23 protein-coding genes and 1 tRNA gene are annotated in these 18,244 nt (G+C 69.4%); 7 read left to right on the top strand and 17 right to left on the bottom strand.

The window, feature by feature from the left end; all coding sequences use genetic code 11:
- Positions 1-29: 29 nt before the first annotated feature.
- The 4 genes from FGL15_RS15055 to FGL15_RS15045 form a co-directional block, all read right to left on the bottom strand.
- Positions 30-233 (bottom strand): cold-shock protein, encoded by a 204-nt coding sequence (locus FGL15_RS15055; protein ID WP_079705369.1) that lies wholly within the window; start codon positions 231-233, stop codon positions 30-32.
- A 284-nt stretch (positions 234-517) separates the two neighbouring features.
- Positions 518-760 carry a LytR C-terminal domain-containing protein gene (locus tag FGL15_RS21560; protein WP_370282228.1) on the bottom strand — a complete coding sequence of 81 codons (243 nt, stop codon included), beginning with the start codon at positions 758-760 and terminating at the stop codon, positions 518-520.
- A gap of 44 nt (positions 761-804) precedes the next feature.
- On the bottom strand, positions 805-1,089 hold the full coding sequence (locus tag FGL15_RS21080) for a hypothetical protein (RefSeq protein WP_240773561.1): 285 nt from the start codon (positions 1,087-1,089) through the stop codon (positions 805-807).
- 21 nt (positions 1,090-1,110) lie between these two features.
- Positions 1,111-1,413: a DUF3263 domain-containing protein gene (locus FGL15_RS15045; protein WP_086474690.1), complete on the bottom strand. Its 303-nt coding sequence runs from the start codon at positions 1,411-1,413 to the stop codon at positions 1,111-1,113.
- Between the two features lie 223 nt (positions 1,414-1,636).
- On the opposite strand from FGL15_RS15045, the gene msrB reads away from it, so the two are divergent.
- Both msrB and FGL15_RS15035 read left to right on the top strand, forming a co-directional pair.
- Entirely contained in the window at positions 1,637-2,056 is a 420-nt protein-coding gene (gene msrB, locus FGL15_RS15040) for a peptide-methionine (R)-S-oxide reductase MsrB (protein ID WP_085510334.1), read from the top strand.
- Positions 2,053-2,601, top strand: coding sequence for a nitroreductase family protein (locus tag FGL15_RS15035; protein ID WP_138946586.1), 549 nt, complete (start codon positions 2,053-2,055; stop codon positions 2,599-2,601). The genes msrB and FGL15_RS15035 overlap by 4 nt, the downstream gene beginning before the upstream one ends.
- Positions 2,602-2,643: 42 nt before the next feature.
- Here FGL15_RS15035 and FGL15_RS21290 read toward each other — a convergent pair whose 3' ends face one another.
- From FGL15_RS21290 to FGL15_RS21060, 6 genes are all read right to left on the bottom strand, one after another.
- Positions 2,644-2,877, bottom strand: a complete 234-nt coding sequence (locus FGL15_RS21290; RefSeq protein ID WP_255467570.1) for a hypothetical protein — start codon at positions 2,875-2,877, stop codon at positions 2,644-2,646.
- Positions 2,793-3,038 carry a hypothetical protein gene (locus FGL15_RS21285; RefSeq protein ID WP_255467569.1) on the bottom strand — a complete coding sequence of 82 codons (246 nt, stop codon included), beginning with the start codon at positions 3,036-3,038 and terminating at the stop codon, positions 2,793-2,795. The genes FGL15_RS21290 and FGL15_RS21285 overlap by 85 nt, the downstream gene beginning before the upstream one ends.
- Positions 3,035-3,598: a DMT family transporter gene (locus FGL15_RS21070; protein ID WP_240773560.1), complete on the bottom strand. Its 564-nt coding sequence runs from the start codon at positions 3,596-3,598 to the stop codon at positions 3,035-3,037. Before FGL15_RS21070 ends, FGL15_RS21285 begins: the two co-directional genes overlap by 4 nt.
- 61 nt (positions 3,599-3,659) lie before the next feature.
- Positions 3,660-3,735: transfer RNA gene (locus tag FGL15_RS15025), tRNA-Thr, on the bottom strand.
- Positions 3,736-3,781: 46 nt separating this feature from the next.
- The gene (locus FGL15_RS21065) at positions 3,782-4,210 is read right to left on the bottom strand and encodes a thioredoxin domain-containing protein (RefSeq protein WP_240773973.1); all 429 of its coding nucleotides are present in this window, start codon (positions 4,208-4,210) and stop codon (positions 3,782-3,784) included.
- 29 nt (positions 4,211-4,239) lie between these two features.
- Positions 4,240-4,749: a hypothetical protein gene (locus FGL15_RS21060; RefSeq protein WP_240774009.1), complete on the bottom strand. Its 510-nt coding sequence runs from the start codon at positions 4,747-4,749 to the stop codon at positions 4,240-4,242.
- Positions 4,750-5,005: 256 nt separating this feature from the next.
- Here FGL15_RS21060 and FGL15_RS15015 point away from each other — a divergent pair, with 256 nt between their 5' ends.
- Complete coding sequence (locus FGL15_RS15015; RefSeq protein WP_079705359.1) at positions 5,006-6,115, top strand: ABC transporter ATP-binding protein; 1,110 nt, start codon at positions 5,006-5,008, stop codon at positions 6,113-6,115.
- A gap of 104 nt (positions 6,116-6,219) precedes the next feature.
- Complete coding sequence (locus tag FGL15_RS15010; RefSeq protein ID WP_064296363.1) at positions 6,220-7,500, top strand: DUF4032 domain-containing protein; 1,281 nt, start codon at positions 6,220-6,222, stop codon at positions 7,498-7,500.
- 96 nt (positions 7,501-7,596) lie between these two features.
- On the opposite strand, the gene rlmB is transcribed toward FGL15_RS15010, so the two are convergent.
- Positions 7,597-8,607 carry a 23S rRNA (guanosine(2251)-2'-O)-methyltransferase RlmB gene (rlmB, locus tag FGL15_RS15005; protein ID WP_064296364.1) on the bottom strand — a complete coding sequence of 337 codons (1,011 nt, stop codon included), beginning with the start codon at positions 8,605-8,607 and terminating at the stop codon, positions 7,597-7,599.
- A complete protein-coding gene (gene cysS / locus FGL15_RS15000; protein ID WP_138946585.1) occupies positions 8,597-10,051 on the bottom strand; it encodes a cysteine--tRNA ligase in 1,455 nt (484 codons plus the stop codon). Before cysS ends, rlmB begins: the two co-directional genes overlap by 11 nt.
- A 40-nt stretch (positions 10,052-10,091) precedes the next feature.
- Here cysS and FGL15_RS14995 point away from each other — a divergent pair, with 40 nt between their 5' ends.
- Positions 10,092-11,204 (top strand): winged helix DNA-binding domain-containing protein, encoded by a 1,113-nt coding sequence (locus FGL15_RS14995; RefSeq protein WP_138946584.1) that lies wholly within the window; start codon positions 10,092-10,094, stop codon positions 11,202-11,204.
- An 11-nt stretch (positions 11,205-11,215) separates the two neighbouring features.
- On the opposite strand, the gene ispD is transcribed toward FGL15_RS14995, so the two are convergent.
- The gene (ispD, locus tag FGL15_RS14990) at positions 11,216-12,466 is read right to left on the bottom strand and encodes a 2-C-methyl-D-erythritol 4-phosphate cytidylyltransferase (protein ID WP_138946583.1); all 1,251 of its coding nucleotides are present in this window, start codon (positions 12,464-12,466) and stop codon (positions 11,216-11,218) included.
- A gap of 46 nt (positions 12,467-12,512) precedes the next feature.
- Positions 12,513-12,995 carry a CarD family transcriptional regulator gene (locus FGL15_RS14985; protein WP_064296368.1) on the bottom strand — a complete coding sequence of 161 codons (483 nt, stop codon included), beginning with the start codon at positions 12,993-12,995 and terminating at the stop codon, positions 12,513-12,515.
- A 211-nt stretch (positions 12,996-13,206) separates the two neighbouring features.
- Between FGL15_RS14985 and FGL15_RS14980 the strand changes: the two genes are divergently transcribed.
- Positions 13,207-13,740, top strand: a complete 534-nt coding sequence (locus FGL15_RS14980; RefSeq protein WP_205858632.1) for a hypothetical protein — start codon at positions 13,207-13,209, stop codon at positions 13,738-13,740.
- A 76-nt stretch (positions 13,741-13,816) separates the two neighbouring features.
- Here the strand turns inward: FGL15_RS14980 and FGL15_RS14975 are convergent, their stop codons facing one another.
- Both FGL15_RS14975 and FGL15_RS14970 read right to left on the bottom strand, forming a co-directional pair.
- A complete protein-coding gene (locus FGL15_RS14975; protein WP_138946582.1) occupies positions 13,817-14,500 on the bottom strand; it encodes a response regulator transcription factor in 684 nt (227 codons plus the stop codon).
- Complete coding sequence (locus FGL15_RS14970) at positions 14,497-15,663, bottom strand: cell wall metabolism sensor histidine kinase WalK (RefSeq protein ID WP_079705355.1); 1,167 nt, start codon at positions 15,661-15,663, stop codon at positions 14,497-14,499. The genes FGL15_RS14975 and FGL15_RS14970 overlap by 4 nt, the downstream gene beginning before the upstream one ends.
- 166 nt (positions 15,664-15,829) lie before the next feature.
- Between FGL15_RS14970 and phoU the strand changes: the two genes are divergently transcribed.
- Positions 15,830-16,498: a phosphate signaling complex protein PhoU gene (gene phoU / locus FGL15_RS14965; RefSeq protein WP_064296372.1), complete on the top strand. Its 669-nt coding sequence runs from the start codon at positions 15,830-15,832 to the stop codon at positions 16,496-16,498.
- A gap of 76 nt (positions 16,499-16,574) precedes the next feature.
- Here the strand turns inward: phoU and FGL15_RS20600 are convergent, their stop codons facing one another.
- Complete coding sequence (locus tag FGL15_RS20600) at positions 16,575-18,140, bottom strand: chaplin family protein (RefSeq protein WP_138946581.1); 1,566 nt, start codon at positions 18,138-18,140, stop codon at positions 16,575-16,577.
- Positions 18,141-18,244 lie beyond the last annotated feature (104 nt).

Below are 18,244 nucleotides of genomic sequence, written 5' to 3'. Positions count from 1 at the left end.
GTCGCAGGAATCGCGTACCTGATCAGCGGCTACGCCAGGCGCACACCCTCGGCCTGAGGCCCCTTTGCTCCAGTGCCGACCTCGAAGACGACCGCCTGGCCCTCTTCCAAGGACTTGTAGCCGCTCATGTCGATCGCCGAGTAGTGGACGAAGACATCCTGTCCGCCGTCGTCGACCGTGATGAAGCCGAAGCCCTTCTCAGCGTTGAACCACTTGACGGTTCCGTTCGCCATTTCATACTCCCATTGCTGCGTGCTCGCAGGCATCGACTGTTGCCGAACCCGGACCTGCCATCCGGGATCGGGACCCCGGTGACCACCCTGCGCCGAAGCGGACCCGGGGCGAGTCGAGACGGGACGGGATGAGCGGCCAGTTCCAGATACTAATCCGGAGCACCGCGCGGATTCACCCCGAAATCGACAAACGGGGCGGAACGATACGACAACTCAACACGGAGGAAACACTCCGGAAACACGGCGTGCCGGCGACCTGCCCGATCGACCTGCTCCAGCCGCGCTCAGGCGGCTGGCTGGTAGTCCGCGCCGACCACGACGACGATGCGGAGGACCGGTGCCTCGCCCTCCTCGACGGGGATCGCGTACGTGTCCGTGATCTGGATCGGGATGCCGCCGAGCGCGTTCGCGATGGCGCGGGCGACGCCCTCCTGCGACGGATCCTGGTAGTAGACGCCGCTCGCCGTGACATCCTCCGTGCTGGCGTCGCTCGTCGGGATCTGCTGCGTGAAGCCGGCGGCCGTGATCGCCGCCGCCGCCGATGCGGCCAGGCCGGCGGTGGGTGTGCCGTTCAGGACGAGGATGCTGGCCGCGGGGTCGACGACGGGGCCACCTCGGTCGGGGTGGGGGTCGGCGTTGGCGTGGCGCTCGGGCTCTGCGAGCCGCCGAAGAAGTCGATCCGGTCGTTCAGCCCGAAGAGGGCGAAGGTGCCGACCCCCACGAGGACGAGCGTGGCGACGACGGCGACGAGGAAGGCGATCCAGCCGCGTCCCTTGGGAGCAGGGGCACGGTGCGCGCCGACGCGCTTGAGGTCGGGGACCTCGTCGAAGCGGTCGGGCGGGAAGGATTCAGCCATGGTGTGGTCTCCGAGAGCTGCTCAGCCGTCGGTGCGGGGAGCCGAGGCTCCTCGCGCCGAGAGTCGGGCGTCGCGGGTGCGCTGCAGCCGCTTGATCAGCATGGGGTCGTGGGCGAGGGCGGACGGCGAGTCGATGAGCGCGCCGAGCAGTTGATAGTACCGGGCCGGGGACAGGGCGAAGCGGTCGCGGATGGCGGCCTCCTTGGCCCCGACGTGCTGCATCCAGTGGGACTCGAACTCGAGGATCTCGAGCTCGCGCTGGTCGAGGCCTCCCGTCGGCGTCGACGCGTCGTCATCGGCAGGCGTGCGCGACGCTGGCTGCATGCTCATCTCCTGCCGATCGGTGCCGATGCGGCGACCGTGGAGTCATGCTCCGGTCCGCCGCCGTCCAAGTCTATTCAGCCGATGGCCGCCGAGCCGCATCCACCCCGGCGAGGGCCGACGTTCACCGGGAAGGATCAGGCTCGGTGCAGTGTTATGGAATACGTCGGGAGCCGCATGCACGAGGCAGCCCCGCACGTAGGATGACCGAGACGAATGGAGCAGCATGACGTACGACGTGTCGAAGACCGATGAGCAGTGGCGCGAGGAACTCACGCCGGAGCAGTATCAGGTCCTCCGCGGAGCGGCGACCGAGCGGGCCTGGACCGGTGAGCTCCTCGACGAGTCGCGCGCGGGCCTCTACACCTGTGCCGCCTGCAACGCCGAACTCTTCAAGAGCGGTACCAAGTTCGATTCCGGCTGCGGATGGCCGAGTTTCTACGAGTCCGTGAACCCCGAGGCGGTGCAGCTCATCGAGGACCGCACCCTCGGCATGGTGCGCACCGAGGTCCGCTGCGCCAACTGCGGCTCGCACCTCGGCCACGTGTTCGACGACGGCTTCGGGACGCCCACCGGCGACCGCTACTGCATGAACTCGATCGCGCTCAACTTCGCCGCGGCCGACACCGCCGAGCCGACGGAGTGACCGAACCGATCGAGCGCCCGGTCCTCGCCGCCGTCGCCGGGCGCCGTTCGTGGTCAAAGGTCACCGACGTCGCTCCGAGTGACGCGGAACTCCTCGAGGTCCTCGCGGCGGCCGGTCGGGTGGCTGACCACAGCGCCCTGCGTCCGTGGCGGGTCATCACCCTCCGGGGCGACGACCGGGTGAAGCTCAGCCGGGCGCTCGCGAAGGCGGAGGGCGACTCGAAGCCCTCGACGAAGCCGCTCCGCGCTCCCCTGTTGCTCGCCGTCGTCGTGAGCGTGAAGAAGTCGAAGGTGCCCGCCTGGGAGCAGGAGGCGGTCGCGGCCGGAGTGGCCCACATGGTCAGCCTCCTGCTCGACGACGCCGGATGGGGCGTGTTCTGGCGCACCGGCGGCGCGACTCGCGCCAAAGCGGTTCGGAAGGCACACGGTCTGAAGAAGGGCGAGGAGCTCCTCGGCTGGCTGTACGTCGGAGGGAAGCCGGGCAACGCTCGCACAGGGCGCCGCAAGACGATCAACGCGAAGGCGCACCTCAGCTCCATGCCCTGAGCACGGAGTCGCTCACGGCATCCGACGACTCGACGGCTCGACTCAGTCGGCGGACGACGATGCCGTGGGACGACGCCTGAACCGCGCCGACGCGATCGCCACGGCGGCGAAAGCGAGGAGCGTCCCGACGACGGTCGCGACATGCACGCCGCCGTCGTCGGTGGGCAGCAGTACGTCCAGCGCGAGCGCGCTCAGGGTCTGACCGGCCACCGTGCCGAGCCCGAGGATGAGCACGCCCGTGTGCTGCACGAGGAACGCTGCCACAGCGATGAACACGCAGCCGATCGGGCCGCCGAGGTAGAGCCACCACTCCCCGGGAGCGGACCGGGAGGCGCGACGATGACCGCGTGCAGCACGGCGGCGATGACCAGCACGAGCGTCCCCACGATGAAGTTGATGAACGTGGCGGCGAGCGTGCTCTGTGCCCGCATCTTCACGCGGCCGTTGACCGCCTGCTGCCAGCCGATCCCGATCCCGGCGAGCAGCGGCAGGACGAGCAGGCCGAGGGGATGCTCCCGCCGAGTTCGCCCGAGACCGCGACGCCGACCGCGATGAGGGCGACGACCGCCCCGAGGACGCGCTGGACGCTGAACCCGACGACGCCTCCCGGGCCGAAGCCGATCCGGTCGAGCACGAGTCCGCTCGCCGTCTGGCCGGCGACGACCGCGACCGTGAAGAGGGCGACGCCGAGCGTGGCGGCGGTGAGCCCCTGCGACAGCACGAGGAACGCGCCGGCACACCCACCGAGCACCGTCCACCAGGGCATCTCCCGGCGTCGGACGGCACCGGCCACCGTGGAGAGACCGCGACGACCGGTACGGGACAGCGCCAGTCCGACGGTGAGGATGATCAACCCGCCGCCGAACGAGATCGCGGCTGCGGTGAACCCGTCGCCGAGTCGCGCGCCGAGCTCGCCGTTCAACCGGGCCTGCACCGCGATGAACGCTCCGCTGACGACGGCGATGAGGAGCGCGAGCGGCGCTGGGACACGGGTCACGGGAGGGTTCCTTCCAATGAGGAACCGCCCACTCAGCGAGGCTGAGCGGGCGGTTCTCGGCTGGAGCCGACGACGGGACTTGAACCCGTAACCTACGCTTTACAAGAGCGTTGCGCTACCAATTGCGCCACGTCGGCCGACAGAGGCTGGCCCCGGTCTCGTCCATCCTACGATGACGGCGGATCAGCCGTTGGTCACGGGCGACTCGCTGGCGCCAGGCGTCGGCGTACCGGTGGAGTAGCTCTCGCTCGAGACGGCGAGGACGAATGCCGCGAACTGCTCGGCGTCGGTCAGCGAACCCGTGTACTGCTTGCCGTTCACCAGGATGGTCGGCGTCCCCTCGACCTTGGCGACGTCGGTGCCGGGCAGCGGGCCGCTGCGCGCACGGTCGGTCGAGTCCTTCACCCACGACTTGTAGGTGCCGTCGTCGATGCAGGCGTTGATCTTCTTCTCGCCGCCGGAGATGACGCCCTTGGCGATCGACTTCAGCTCGGCGTCGGTCAGGCCCTCGGTGTTCTCCTTGGGCTGGTTCTCGAACAGTGCGGTGTTGAAGGAGAAGAAGTCGTTCGGCGAGTACTCCGCGACACAGGCCGCCGCGTTCGAGGCGCGCAGCGAGTACTGCGTCCCGAGCGAGAGGTTGCTCAGCGTTGCGAGGGGTGGACCGTGTAGGTCGCGGCGCCGGCCTCGAGCCAGCCCTTGACCTGCTCGGCGTTCGTCGTCTCGAACTGACCGCAGTAGGGGCAGAGGAAGTCCTGGTAGACGGAGATCTCGACGCCGTCGGCGGCCGGGGTCTCGGTGGCTGCCGGCGTCTCGGCCGGGGCGGGCTCCGCGGGGGCGGCCGGATCGGTCGCGCTCGGCGTCGGCGTGGACGCACTGGCCGGGGCTCCGACCAGCTGCAGCCCGGCTGAGACGGTGAAGCCGTCGTTCTTGGCCGCGGTCGGGACCGGTCCGGCGGGCTTGATCGACGTCACGATGATGACCGCCACCACCGCCACGATCGCGAGCGCACCGAGCACGATGCCGCCCTGGAGCAGCACCCGGTTGCGGCGGTCGCGGCGTTTCTGCTGCTCGCGCAGCACCCGCGCCTTCTCGCGTGCCGCGTCGCGTCGTTCGTTCTTGGTCGGTCGGTTCTGCGATCCAGCGCCAGACATTGATCCTCGTTTCGGGGGGCTCGCGCTGCGGAGACGAGGCAGCGCCAAACAGAGTAATCGTAGACCTGCCGCCTGGGAGAGGCCCAAACCAGGCCGGGAGCCGGCTGTGCGTCCACCGAGAGATCCACTGGCCGCTGGACCTTCCATTCACAGGTGGTCGTGGCATACTGGGACGGCGAACCTGCCATCGATGACGGGTTCGCGTCCATTCACAACGGATCGTCCGGCACGTACCTGCCGGTGAAGGAGAACAACCATGGCGTCTGTGACGTTCGACAACGCAACCCGTTTCTACCCGGGTGGCACCCGCCCCGCGGTCGACAAGCTGAACCTCGAGGTCGCCGACGGCGAATTCCTCGTCCTCGTCGGCCCGTCCGGCTGCGGCAAGTCCACCTCCCTCCGCATGCTCGCCGGCCTCGAAGAGGTCAACGACGGCCACATCTTCATCGGCGACCGCGACGTCACCGACGTGCCGCCGAAGGACCGCGACATCGCGATGGTGTTCCAGAACTACGCGCTCTACCCGCACATGACCGTCGCCGAGAACATGGGCTTCGCGCTCAAGATCGCCGGTGTCGGCAAGGAAGAGCGTGCCACCCGCGTGCTCGAGGCCGCCAAGCTCCTCGACCTCGAGGACTACCTGACCCGCAAGCCGAAGGCACTCTCCGGTGGTCAGCGTCAGCGCGTCGCGATGGGTCGAGCCATCGTCCGTCAGCCCCAGGTCTTCCTCATGGACGAGCCGCTGTCGAACCTCGACGCCAAGCTCCGCGTCCAGACCCGCACCCAGATCGCGTCGCTGCAGCGTCGTCTCGGCGTCACCACCGTCTACGTCACCCACGACCAGACCGAGGCGCTCACCATGGGCGACCGCATCGCGGTCCTCAAGGACGGCATCCTGCAGCAGGTCGGCACCCCGCGCGACCTCTACGAGAAGCCGAACAACGTCTTCGTCGCCGGCTTCATCGGCAGCCCGGCCATGAACCTGTTCGAGGGCGAGATCGCCGACGGCGGTATCAAGCTCGGCGGCTTCATCATCCCGGTCGAGCGCGAGATCACCGACGCCGCTCCGTCGAAGAACGTCACGGTCGGCGTGCGCCCCGAGGACATCACCGTGTCCAGCAACTCGGGCTCCGGCATCGAGGTGACCGTCGACCTCGTCGAGGAGCTCGGCGCCGACGGCTACCTCTACGGCCACACCGACGTCTCCGGCAAGCGCACCGACATCGTCGCCCGCGTCGACGGTCGCAACCACGCGCACATCGGCGACACGGTGTTCCTCGCGCCGACGCCGCACCACGTGCACGCGTTCGACTCGGCATCGGGTGAGCGTCTGGGCAACAAGCCGGTCGTGTCCTCCTCGATCTAGTTTCCCGCCGACGATGGTCGAGCGGTCGGTCTCCGATCGCTCGGCCATCGTCGTTTTCGCTTGTCCAGTCTCAGTACGACGATCCCCGAGGAGCGCTCCGCACCATGTCCGGCGCATTGAACATCACCGCTGCCACCGTCGACCCGGCGCTGCTCGACCTCCCCTGGGAGCTCCCCCTCGAGAACTGGCCGAATGAGGCCATCGCCTCGCTCCCGAAGGGCATCTCGCGCCACCTGGTCCGGTTCGCGAACCTGTCCGGCTACGTCATCGCCGTCAAGGAGACGACCGCGGAGATGGCGAAGGGCGAGTACGACATGCTGCGCACCCTGCAGCGGCTCGACATCCCCTGCGTCGACCCGCTCGCGGTCATCACGAACCGGAGCGATCGCAAGGGCCGTGAGCTGCCGAGCGTGCTCGTGACGCGGCACCTGAAGTTCTCACTCCCCTACCGTGCGCTCTTCCAGGGCACCCTCCGGCCCGACACCGCGACCCGCCTCGTCGATGCGCTCGCCGTCCTCCTCGTCCGCCTGCACATCGTCGGGTTCTTCTGGGGCGACGTGTCGCTGTCGAACACGCTCTTCCGGCGCGACGCGGGCGCTTTCGCGGCCTACCTCGTCGACGCCGAGACGGGCAAGCTCTACGAGGGCGGCCTGTCGAACGGGCAGCGTGAGAACGACCTCGAGATCGCCCGGGTGAACATCGCCGGCGAGCTCCTCGATCTCGAGGCCGGCGGACGCGCCGACGCCGAACTCGACCCCGTCACCGTGAGCAACGGCATCGTCGCCGCCTACCGGTCCCTCTGGAAGGAGCTCACGGGCTCCGAGTCCTTCGACGCGTCCGAGCGCTGGCGCATCACCGAGCGCGTCCACCGTCTGAACGAACTCGGCTTCGACATCGAGGAACTCGCGATCAAGACGACCGACGAGGGCTCGACCGTGCGGATCCAGCCGAAGGTCGTCGACGCCGGGCATCACCAGCGCCGCCTCCTGCGGCTCACCGGCCTCGACGCCGGCGAGAACCAGGCGAGGCGCCTGCTCAACGACCTCGACGCCTACTCGGCCTCGTTCGGGAAGGACGGGTTCGACGAGGAGATGGCGGCGCACGAGTGGCTCATCCGCGTGTTCGAACCGGTGGTGAAGGCGATCCCCCGCGAACTCCGCGGCAAGCTCGAGCCCGCCGAGATCTTCCACCAGCTCCTGGAGCACCGCTGGTTCCTCGCGCAGAACGAGGGTCGCGACATCCCTCTGGCGGAAGCCGTCGGTTCCTACGTGAACACCGTCCTGCGCCACCGCCGCGACGAGGCGACCATGATCGTGCCACCGACCGAGGCGATCAGCATCCCCGCCGCCATGACCGGACCGGTCGACTGGCGAGACCTCGTCTGATCGGGTCCGTCACCTCGTCTGACGACAGACAGGCCCTCGGAACGGAGATCCGTTCCGAGGGCCTGTCCTCGTTGGTGCGACGCGAGCGCTGGTCGCCTACTCGGCGTTCCGGCGACGCGCGATCTCGTACAGCGTCACGCTGGCCGCGATCCCGGCGTTGAGCGATTCGGTCGAGGCCGAGATCGGGATCGACACGACCGCGTCGCAGGTCTCGGTGACGAGGCGGGACAGGCCCTTGCCCTCGCTGCCGACGACCACGAGGATCGGCTGGTCGGCGAGTTCGAGCCCCGGGAGAGAGACGTCGCCGTCGCCGTCGAGACCGATCACGAAGACGCCGCGCTCCTTAAACGCCTTGAGCGTCTGGGTGAGGTTGGCGGCCATCGCAACCGGCGTCCGAGCCGCCGCTCCTGCCGAGGTCTTCCACGCGGAGGCGGTGAGGCCCACGCTCCGGCGCTGCGGCAGGATCACTCCGTGACCACCGAAGGCTGCGGTCGATCGGATGATCGCACCCAGGTTCCGGGGGTCGGTGATGCCGTCGAGGGCGATGAACAGCGGGTTCTCACCACGGGCGATGACCTGGTCGAGCAACTCCATGGGGTGCGCGTACTCGTAGGGCGGCACCTTGATGGCGAGGCCCTGGTGCACGCCGTCGAACCCGGCCATGCGGTCGAGCTCCGGACGCATGACCTCGAGCACCGGGATCCCGCGCCGGGTGGCGATGCTGAGCGCCTCCTTCACCCGGTCGTCCATCTCGATGCGGGTCGCGACGTACAGCGTGGTGGCGGGGATCTTCGCGCGGAGCGCTTCGAGGACGGAGTTGCGGCCGGTGACGACCTCGGACTCGTCGCTCGACTTCTGCTTGGTCCGGCCGTTCGTGGACGGGCGTCCGTTCTGGCCGGCCGCCTGCCTCGGCTTGCCGGTGCCGCCGGAAGCCGCGTAGCGCTCCTGCGCGGCCTTCCGCTTGCCGGCCGGGTGCCAGGCGCGGTCCTCGGCCTTGGGGGTCGGTCCACGACCCTCGAGCGCCTTGCGGCCGAGGCCGCCGGTGCCCTTGGTGGGACCCTTCTTCGCTTTCTTCGGCCCGGTCGGGCGGGAAGGCTTACTTGCCACTGATACTCCAATGTGCTCCGGACGGGGTGTCTTCGATGGTGATCCCAGCCGCTGTGAGTTCGTCGCGGATCCGGTCGGCCGCTGCGAAGTCCTTGGCGACCCTGGCGTCCGCGCGATCGACGAGCAGACGCTCGACGAGTGCGGACAGGGATCGGTGAGTGACGGGGTCGGTGCCCGACGACCACGAGGGGTCGGTCGGGTCGATGCCGAGCACCCGGGTCATGTCGAGGACGGCGACCGCACGCTCGCGGGCTGTCGCCAGGTCGTCGCCGCCATCGAGGGCGGCGTTGCCGACGCGCACGGCGTCATGCAACACGGCGAGCGCGCGGGGGATGTTCAGGTCGTCGTCCATCGCCTCGACGAAGGCGGCCGGGAGCGTCGCTCGACTGGCGACCGTGGTCGTCTCGGTGAGCAGGTCGGCGCGGGCGGCACGATCGAGGAAGCCCTCGATGCGTCCGAGTGCGGCCTCGGCCTCGGCGAGTGCGCCCGGATGGAACTCGAGTGTCGATCGGTACTGCGCTGCACCGAGGTAGTAGCGGACGACGAGCGGCCGGGCTGCTGCCAGGAGGTCGGCTGCGTAGACGGAGTTGCCGAGGGACTTCGACATCTTCTGCCCGCCCGTGACGGCGACCAGTCCGTTGTGCAACCAGTACCGGGCGAAGGGGTCGCCGGCTGCGCTCGACTGGGCGAGCTCGTTCTCGTGGTGGGGGAAGCGGAGGTCGAGTCCGCCGCCGTGGATGTCGAACTCCTCACCGAGGTACTTGGTCGACATCGCCGAGCACTCGATGTGCCAGCCGGGCCGTCCCTCGCCCCACGGAGACATCCAACTCGCCGAGCGCGGCTCCCCAGGCTTGGTGCCCTTCCAGAGCGCGAAGTCGCGGGGATCGCGTTTGCCGCGCGGGTCGGCGTCGGTCGCGGCCTCCATGTGCTCGGCGCTCTGCCGCGTGAGTTCGCCGTAGCGGCTCCATGAAGCGGTGTCGAAGTAGACGTCGCCGGAGTCGTCGGGAGCCGGGTAGGCGTGCCCGGCGTCGATGAGCCGCTCGATGAGTTCCTGCATCTCCGGGATGCTCGCCGTCGCACGGGGCTCGTAGCTCGGGGGCAGGATACCCAGGGCTCCGTAGGCGGCCGTGAACTCGAGTTCGTACCGGTAGGCGAGCGCCCACCACTCCTCCCCGGGCTGGGCGAATCCGCCCTCGACGCCGGCGGCGGCGTTCGCGAGGATCTTGTCGTCGATGTCGGTGACGTTGCGGACGAGCGTGACGCGGACCCCGGAGGCGGTCAGCCAGCGTCGCAGCTGGTCGTAGACGAGCGCGCTGCGCAGGTGTCCGATGTGCGGAGAGGACTGCACGGTCGGTCCGCAGACGTACAGCCCCGCCTCGGCTTCGCGGAGCGGCACGAAGTCCCGGAGGGACTGCGTTTTCGAATCGTAGAGTCGGAGGGCCACGAGACCAGACTAGCCGCCGTCGTCCGGGCATGATGGTCCCATGACCACGGGACGCGACGACCAGCAGGTTCTCCGCCCGCGACTCGCGGCCCAGCTCCTCGACGGAGCCGATCACCGCTCCCCCACCGGTGTCGTCTCGCGGCTGCTCGCGGTCCAGGCCCAAGACCTCGCTTCGTCGCTGTGGGCGGTCGGCGTCAGGTCGATCGGCGCCACGATGGTCGAGGTACTCGCCGCGCTCGAGGACTGCTCGATCGTCCGGTCCTGGCCGATGCGCGGCACCCTGCATCTCGTCGCCGCGGAGGACCTCGGGTGGTTGCTCGGACTCGGTGTCCCACGGGTCCGGTCGACGATCGCCGCCAGGCACCGTCAACTCGAGCTCGACGCCGAGACCTTCTCGCGCTCCCGTGCGCTCACCGAGGGGCTGCTCAGCGGGCATCGGCGTGCGACGAGGGACGAGCTGTTGACAGCCCACACCGACGCCGGGATCCCGATCGACGGACAACGGGCCTCCCACCTCATCATGGAGCTCGCGATGTCGGGCGTGGTCTGCTGGGGACCGCCCGCCGGGAGACAACAGGCACTGGTCCTGAGTGAGGAGTGGATCTGCGCTCCGCGAGTGCTCGAGGCCGACGAGGCGCTCGGCGAGTTCGTCGTCCGGTATCTCACCGGCCACGGCCCGTCGACGATCGCCGACCTCACCTGGTGGTCGAAGCTCACGGTCGCCCAGGCGAAACGCGGCGTCGAGGTGGCCGCCGGACGGCTGGTCTCCGAGTCGCGCGACGGAATCACCCGCTGGTCGACGGCCGAGGGTGTCGAGCCGCCGTCCGCTCCACGACCACCGCGGGTGCTCGCGCTGCCCGGATTCGACGAACTGCTCCTCGGTTACCGCGACCGCGAGTTGACGCTGCCGGCGGCGTTCGCTGATCGCATCGTGCCCGGCGCGAACGGCATCTTCCTCCCGATGATCGCCGTCGACGGACGCGTCGTCGGCACCTGGCGCCGACGGACGAGTGCGACCGGCGTCGTCGTCACCCCGACGCCGTTCCAACCGCTGTCGCAGCGGGTGCAGGCGGGGTTCCGACGAGCCGCTGGCGAATACGGCCGGTTCCTCGGGCTCGGTGCGTCGGTCGACGAGGGCACGTCCACCGACTGAGGACCGACCCGTCAGCGGCGCTCGATGAGGGCGGTCGCGATGGCTGTGACACCCTCACCACGGCCGGTGAAGCCGAGCGCATCCGTGGTCGTCGCCGCGATGCTGACCGGCCCGTGGACCAGCGCGCTCAGCACGCCCTCCGCCTCCGTCCGACGCGGCGCGAACCGCGGGCGGTTGCCGACGAGCTGTACCGCGACGTTGACGACGACGAAGCCCGCAGCGTGCAGCCGTTCGACAGCTGCCCGCAGGAAGACCTCGCCGCTCGCCCCGGCGAAGCGGGGGTCGTCGGTGCCGAACATGGAGCCGATGTCGCCGAGGCCGGCAGCGGACAACAAGGCGTCGACGATGGCATGGGCGACCGCATCCCCGTCGCTGTGTCCGGCCAGCGGCCGTTCCCCCGGCCAGCTGAGGCCGGCGAGGCTCAGCTCGCCGACGTCGGCGAAGGCATGGACGTCGATGCCGATGCCGGTCCTGATCGACGAGGTCGGCCGTGCGCCCACCTCGCGCTCTCGGCCTCGGTCCCGGTCCGCCAGAAGTCGCTCCGCGCGCTGGGCGTCCCACGGGGTCGTGATCTTGAACGCCGCCTCCGAGCCGCCGACGGTGAGGACGGGGTGTCCGGCGTCCGCGTAGAGCGCCGCATCGTCGGTGGCCGCCGCCAGGCGGTCCTCGGCGACGCGGAAGGCCGCGACGAGGGCATCACGCGGGAACGCCTGCGGTGTCTGGACGGCTCTGAGGGCGGCCCGATCAACGGTCTGCTCGACGAGATCGCTCGCGTCGACCCGCTTGATCGTGTCCGTCACCGGGAGACCCGGCACGACCCCCCACCCCGTCCGCGCGGCGGCGTCGATCACCCGTTCGAACTGCTCGGTCGGGGTGAGCGCTCGTGCGGCGTCGTGGACGAGCACCGTGCGGACTCCCGGCCACAGGGCGGCGAGTCCGGCGAGGACGGAGGACTGTCTCGTGTCGCCTCCGACGACGACACGGAGGTGGTCGGCCGCCTTCCCCGCCGCGCGACGACCGATCGTCTCCGCCTCACCGACGCGATCCGCGGGGACCACGACGACGACCTGGACCGCGTCCCGCAGGCGGAACACCGGAGCGAGCGCGTGTTCGAGCACGGTGCTGCCGGCGAGGGACACGAACGCCTTCGGGATCCCGGCACCGAGGCGCGTCCCACTGCCCGCCGCCACGACGATCACGCCGACCGCCGGGCCGTCCAGGGAGGGGTCGGCAACGGCACCCGGTTCGTCGATCGCAGTCATGCCACGAGCCTACTTCTCGGGCGCCGCGCCCGAAGGGACGGTCGGCTCAGGAGGCGAGGACCTCGTCGAGGACGGACGACGCCTGTTCCTCATCGGTCTGCTCCGCCAACGCCAGTTCGGAGACCAGGATCTGGCGGGCCTTCGCGAGCATCCGCTTCTCGCCCGCGGAGAGGCCTCGGTCCTGGTCGCGACGCCACAGGTCGCGGACCACCTCGGAGACCTTGATGACGTCGCCCGAGGCCAGCTTCTCGAGGTTCGCCTTGTAGCGGCGGGACCAGTTCGTCGGCTCCTCGGTGAACGGCGCACGGAGCACGTCGAACACGCGGTCGACGCCCTCGCGTCCGATGACGTCGCGCACCCCGACCAGGTCGACGTTCTCGGCCGGGACCTCGATCATGAGGTCGCCCTGGGTGACGCGGAGCTTGAGGTAGAGCTTCTCCTCGCCCTTGATGATCCGGGTCTTCACCTCGGTGATGGTCGCGGCGCCATGGTGCGGGTAGACGACGGTCTCGCCAACTTCGAAGATCATGGGTCTCGGTCCCTTCAGCGTCTTCCAGAATACCACGGGACCCCTGATCAGAGCCGGGTACCGGGTGTCCCGTGGACCGGGTGGCGCACCGGCCGATCACGGGTCGACGACCCGGCCACACCCCTTCGCAGCCGTGGGCTAGACTCGAATCCGGATCCCGGGACACCTGTCACTCGTCTGCGCCCGGGGCCACCACATCTTGGAGGGTTCTGTGAAGGCGCGTCTCATCGCTTCCATCGTCGTCGCGGGTGCTGTCGCACTCGGCATGAGCGGTTGCAACCTCATCGCGCCGCAGGCGACCCTGAAGCAGTACGACGCCTCGGACGGCGTCGGTGTCACCGTCGGCTCGGTGGCCGTCCGCAACGCCATCGTCGTGTCCGACGACGGCGAGACCGGCAACCTCGTCTTCATCGTCGCGAACCGCGACGACCGCGCCCACACGGTGCTGATCGAGATCGAGGGCAAGGACGAGCAGTTCCAGGTCCTCGCGGAGCCCGGCCTGACGACGTTCGACGGCTCCGGAGCCAACGACCCGCTGCGCATCGAGTCCCTCGGTGTCCAGCCCGGAGCCATCCTGGACGTCTTCTTCCAGTACGGCGACGAGACGGGCGCCACGGCGAGCGTGCCGGTCCTCACCGGCCAGCTGCTCGAGTACTCCACGCTCGTCCCGACGCCGCTGCCGACGGATGAACCCACCGAGACGCCGACGCCGCTCGCGACGCCCACCACGGAGCCGACCGAATAACGCTCCGTCGCCCCACACGACCGAACGCCCCGCACCTCTTCAGAGTTGCGGGGCGTTCGTCCGTCCTGGACCTGCGTCAGGCCTCGAAGCGGTAGCCGAGCCCACGCACGGTGACGAGCATCACCGGTTCCGAGGGGTTCGCCTCGATCCGGGAACGGATGCGCTTGATGTGGACGTCGAGCGTCTTGGTGTCGCCGTAGTAGTCGCTCCCCCACACCCGGTCGATCAGCTGACCACGGGTGAGAACCCGTCCGGCGTTCCGCAGGAGCAGCTCGAGCAGCTCGTACTCCTTGAGCGGCATCGGGATCGGCGCGCCGTTGACCTCGACGACATGGCGCTCGGTGTCCATCCGGACCGTGCCGGCCTCGAGCAGCACCTCCTCCTGCGCCTGGTCCGCCTCGACACGGCGCCGCAGCACCGCCCTGATCCGCGCGAGGAGCTCGCGGGTCGAGTAGGGCTTCGTGACGTAGTCGTCGGCGCCCAGCTCGAGCCCGACGACGATGTCGACCTCGGAGTCCTTCGCGGTCAGCATGATGATCGGCGTGCTCGAGACCGCGCGGATCTGACGGCAGACCTCCGTCCCGGGGATGCCGGGGAGCATGAGGTCGAGCAGCACGAGGTCCGCGCCGCGAGTCGTGAAGGACTGCACCGCCGAGGGGCCGTCCTCCGCCACCTCGACCTCGTACCCCTCCCGTTCGAGCAGGTAGCTCAGTGGTTCGCTCAGGGATGCTTCGTCTTCGACGAGCAGGATGCGGGTCACGGGGTACTCCTTGCCGTGCCGGTGGAGAGGTCCTCCGGCGGGGTCGTTGCTCTGGGAAGGCGGATGGTGAACGTCGAGCCACGGCCCAGCTGCGACCAGACCTTCACTTCGCCGCCGTGGTTCTGGACGGTGTGCTTGACGATGCTGAGGCCGAGGCCGGTGCCGCCCGTGTGGCGGGACCGCGCCTGGTCGACGCGGAAGAACCGTTCGAAGACCCGGTCGCGGTCCTCTTCGGCGATCCCGACGCCCTGATCGGTGACGGCGATCTCCACGACGTCGTCGACCGCCCGGACGCCGACACCCACGTGCGCGCCGGTGGGCGAGTAGTGGATGGCGTTCGAGATGAGGTTGTGCACGGCGACGACGAGCATGGCCTCGTCACCGTACACCTCGAGGTTCTTGCCGCCTTTGAGGGAGAGCCCCACCCCGGTCGCCTCGGCCGGCACGCGGTTCTGGTCCACCGCCGCGGCGATGACCCGATCGAGGCGGACGAGTTCGGGCTGATGGAGCGCGTCGGCCGCCTGCAACCGGGAGAGGTCGATGATCTCCGCCGTCATCCGGGTGAGTCGCTGTGACTCGGTCGAGAGCCGGCTGGCGAACCGCTTCACCCGTTCCGGGTCGTCGGCCGCGGTGTCGAGCGCTTCCGAGAGGAGCCCGATGGCGCCGATCGGCGTCTTCAACTCGTGACTGATGTTCGCGATGAAGTCCCGGCGGACCTCGTCGAGTCGACGCGCCTCCGTGTGGTCCTCGGCGAGGAGCAGGATGAAGCGCGACCCGAGCGGCGCCGCACGCACGCGCAGGTGCCGGGTGGCCTCACCGAAGCGCCCGAGTGCGAGTTCCAGGTCGCTCGTGACGGCCTCGCCGGTGCGTCGGACCTCGAGCGCGAGGTCGATGAACTCCTGGTTGTCGAGCACCCGGTCGCGTACCAGGCCGAGCGCGAACGCCCCAGGAGAGGCCTTCAGCACGTTGTTGGACGGATCGACGACGATGCCCGCGCTGTCGAGGGCCTCGAGCACCTGGTCGACCCCGTCGGGCACGACCGGGTTGACGACCGTCGCGGCGCGCTCGCCCCGTCGGAGGGCGAGGGTGATGAGGGCGACGAAACCGCCCCCGACGATGAGGCCGAGTGCCAGGGCGATCAGCACCAACCACATGGTGTCCATGGGTACTACGTTACTCAGTCCGCCGAACGCCGAACTCGCGAATACCCCGCCACTTCGACGACTGTTCACGCTTGAGGCCCCAACTGTTAACCTTGGTTCGGCATCATCGGCGGAGCGGGCATCTGCCTGCCCACCGCCAGGTCACGGAAGGACGGCACCCAGAGCCATGCGCGAGGTATTCCAGCAGTCACTGCGAGAGGTCCAGGATCGCCTGGTCGAGATCGCCGAACTCGTCACGATCTCCATCGAGAAGGCGACGCAGTCCTTCGGCAACTCGGACGTCGCGGTCGCTGAAGAGGTCATCGCCAACGACAACCGCATCGACCAGCTCGCGATCGAACTCGACGAGCTCGCCATCGACATCCTCGCCCGTCAGCAGCCGGTCGCGCGCGACCTGCGCATCGTCGTGAGCGCGCTTCGGATCAGCGCGTCGCTCGAGCGCATGGGCGACATGGCCGAGCACATCGCCCAGCTGTCGCGGTACCGCTTCCCCGACAAGGCCGTGCCGAAGGGCCTGCGGACCACCTTCGCCGAGATGGGTCGACTCGACGTCTCGATCGCCCGCAAACTGACGGAACTGCTGCGCACCCAGGACCCGCGCATCGCCGACGAGATCCGCAACGACGACGACGACGTCGACGAGCTGCACGCCAGCGTCTTCGAGAAGGTCCTCGGCGACACCTGGAAGGGTGAGCCCGTCGCGACCGTCGACGCCACCCTCGCTTCCCGGTACCACGAGCGCTTCGCCGACCACGCCGTCTCCATCGCCAAGAAGGTCCAGTACCTCGCGACCGGCGACTGGATCCCCGAGGCGACCACGCCGGTGCACCACTGACCAGCTGATCCCGGACACCCCGACGAGCGGTGTCGACCCGAGACCAGGTCGGCACCGCTCGTCCGTTCGTGCGGGACTAGCTCATCCGACGACGGGTGATCGCGCCGCCTGCCAGGAGCAGGAGGCCGAGGACCGTTGCGAAGCCGGCGAACGGCAGGAGCTGACCCGCGACGCTGCCGGTGTCGGCGAGCGTCGGCTCAGCTGAACGCGCGGCCGAGGCCGTCGTGTTCGAGCCGGTCGAGGACGCCGCCGTCGTCGTGGTGATCACCGTGGCGGGGACCGTGGGCACGACGGGGGTCACCGGGGTGGTGGGGTCCGTCGGGTCGGTCGGGTCCGTAGGGTCCGTCGGGTCGACCGGGGTGGTGGGATCGGTCGTCCCGGGACCACCGGTCTCGCTGTCCCCGATCACGGAGATCGCGTTGCCGCCGATCGTGATCGGCAGCTCCAGGCCGAGGTCGATCTGGTTCCCACCGCCGAGGCTGTCGTCGCCACCGGTGGTCGACGTGCCGCCGCCGGACGATGCCGGAGCGGAGGCCGAGGTGCCCGTCGACTCGGAGTCGCCGATCACGCTGACGGCGTTGCCGACCACGGAGATCGGGAGCCCGACGTCGCCGAGGACCTGGTTGCCACCGGCGACACTGTCGTCACCGGTCGTGGTCGACGGCGCCACCGGTACAGCCGCACCACCCGACGTGGCAGGCGCACCCGCCTGCTCACTGCTCGAGTCACCGAACAGCGAGATGGCGTTCCCACCGACCGTGACCGGAACGGTCACCACCGGCGACACCTGGTTGCCACCGGCGACACTGTCGTCACCGGTCGTCGTCGACGGCGCCGCCGGAACAGCCGCACCACCCGACGCTGCAGGCGCACCCGCCTCCTCACTGCTCGAATCACCGAACAGCGAGATGGCGTTCCCACCGACCGTGACCGGAACGGTCACCACCGGCGACACCTGGTTCCCACCGGCTACACTGTCGTCACCGGTCGTCGTCGACGGCGCCGCCGGAACAGCCGCACCACCCGACGCTGCAGGCGCACCCGCCTCCTCACTGCTCGAATCACCGAACAGCGAGATGGCGTTCCCACCGACCGTGACCGGAACGGTCACCACCGGCGACACCTGGTTCCCACCGGCGACACTGTCGTCACCGGTCGTCGTCGCCTCGTCGGCGACCGGCGAGGCGGACTCCCCCGCCACCGGTCCGGACGTCGAACCCGACTGCTCGGCATCGCCGATGATCGAGATCGCGTTGTCCTCGACCGTCACCGGGATGGAGACTGGCAACTGGACCTGGTTCCCACCCGCGACACTGTCGTCACCACTGGTGGTGGCGGCCGGCGCGGGCTCGGGTACCGGTGCGGGCTCCGGCGCAGGTGCCGGTGCTGGTGCCGGCTCCGGCGCGGGTGCCGGCTCAGGCGCCGGTACAGCCTCCGGTGCGGACGTCGCCGTTGAATCGCCGACGACGCTCACCGCGGTGTCGACGATCTCGACGGGGGCCTCGAGGACCACGTCGACGAGGGTTCCGCCGAGGATGCTGTCATCCCCGGACGTGTCGGCGTTGGCCGCCGTAGCGCCGAGGAACGTGAGTCCCGCGACGAACAGGCCACAGTAGAGGCCTTTCTTGACATACGAATTCATGATTCCTGCTCCTTGCAGAGTGACTGATGTGCTCCCGTGATCGGGAGGCTTCGGACCGTTGAACCGCCCAGTGGGCGGGCCTCCGCCGCGAACGGCAGAGTGGT

Source organism: Plantibacter sp. M259 (genome assembly GCF_006065115.1).
Classification (GTDB): Bacteria; Actinomycetota; Actinomycetes; order Actinomycetales; family Microbacteriaceae; genus Plantibacter; species Plantibacter auratus.
This window is presented reverse-complemented; position numbering and strand designations above follow the sequence as displayed.

Bases quoted from the DNA above. Each gene is read 5' to 3' on its own strand.
- FGL15_RS21080 (WP_240773561.1), bottom strand. From the start codon at position 1,089: ATGGCTGAATCCTTCCCGCCCGACCGCTTCGACGAGGTCCCCGACCTC.
- FGL15_RS15055 (WP_079705369.1), bottom strand. From the start codon at position 233: ATGGCGAACGGAACCGTCAAGTGGTTCAACGCTGAGAAGGGCTTCGGC.
- FGL15_RS15015 (WP_079705359.1), top strand. From the start codon at position 5,006: ATGGCGTCTGTGACGTTCGACAACGCAACCCGTTTCTACCCGGGTGGC.
- FGL15_RS20600 (WP_138946581.1), bottom strand. From the start codon at position 18,140: ATGAATTCGTATGTCAAGAAAGGCCTCTACTGTGGCCTGTTCGTCGCG.
- FGL15_RS15010 (WP_064296363.1), top strand. From the start codon at position 6,220: ATGTCCGGCGCATTGAACATCACCGCTGCCACCGTCGACCCGGCGCTG.
- FGL15_RS14970 (WP_079705355.1), bottom strand. From the start codon at position 15,663: ATGGACACCATGTGGTTGGTGCTGATCGCCCTGGCACTCGGCCTCATC.
- FGL15_RS14985 (WP_064296368.1), bottom strand. From the start codon at position 12,995: ATGATCTTCGAAGTTGGCGAGACCGTCGTCTACCCGCACCATGGCGCC.
- FGL15_RS21060 (WP_240774009.1), bottom strand. From the start codon at position 4,749: ATGTCTGGCGCTGGATCGCAGAACCGACCGACCAAGAACGAACGACGC.
- ispD (WP_138946583.1), bottom strand. From the start codon at position 12,466: ATGACTGCGATCGACGAACCGGGTGCCGTTGCCGACCCCTCCCTGGAC.
- FGL15_RS14995 (WP_138946584.1), top strand. From the start codon at position 10,092: ATGACCACGGGACGCGACGACCAGCAGGTTCTCCGCCCGCGACTCGCG.
- FGL15_RS15045 (WP_086474690.1), bottom strand. From the start codon at position 1,413: ATGCAGCCAGCGTCGCGCACGCCTGCCGATGACGACGCGTCGACGCCG.
- msrB (WP_085510334.1), top strand. From the start codon at position 1,637: ATGACGTACGACGTGTCGAAGACCGATGAGCAGTGGCGCGAGGAACTC.
- phoU (WP_064296372.1), top strand. From the start codon at position 15,830: ATGCGCGAGGTATTCCAGCAGTCACTGCGAGAGGTCCAGGATCGCCTG.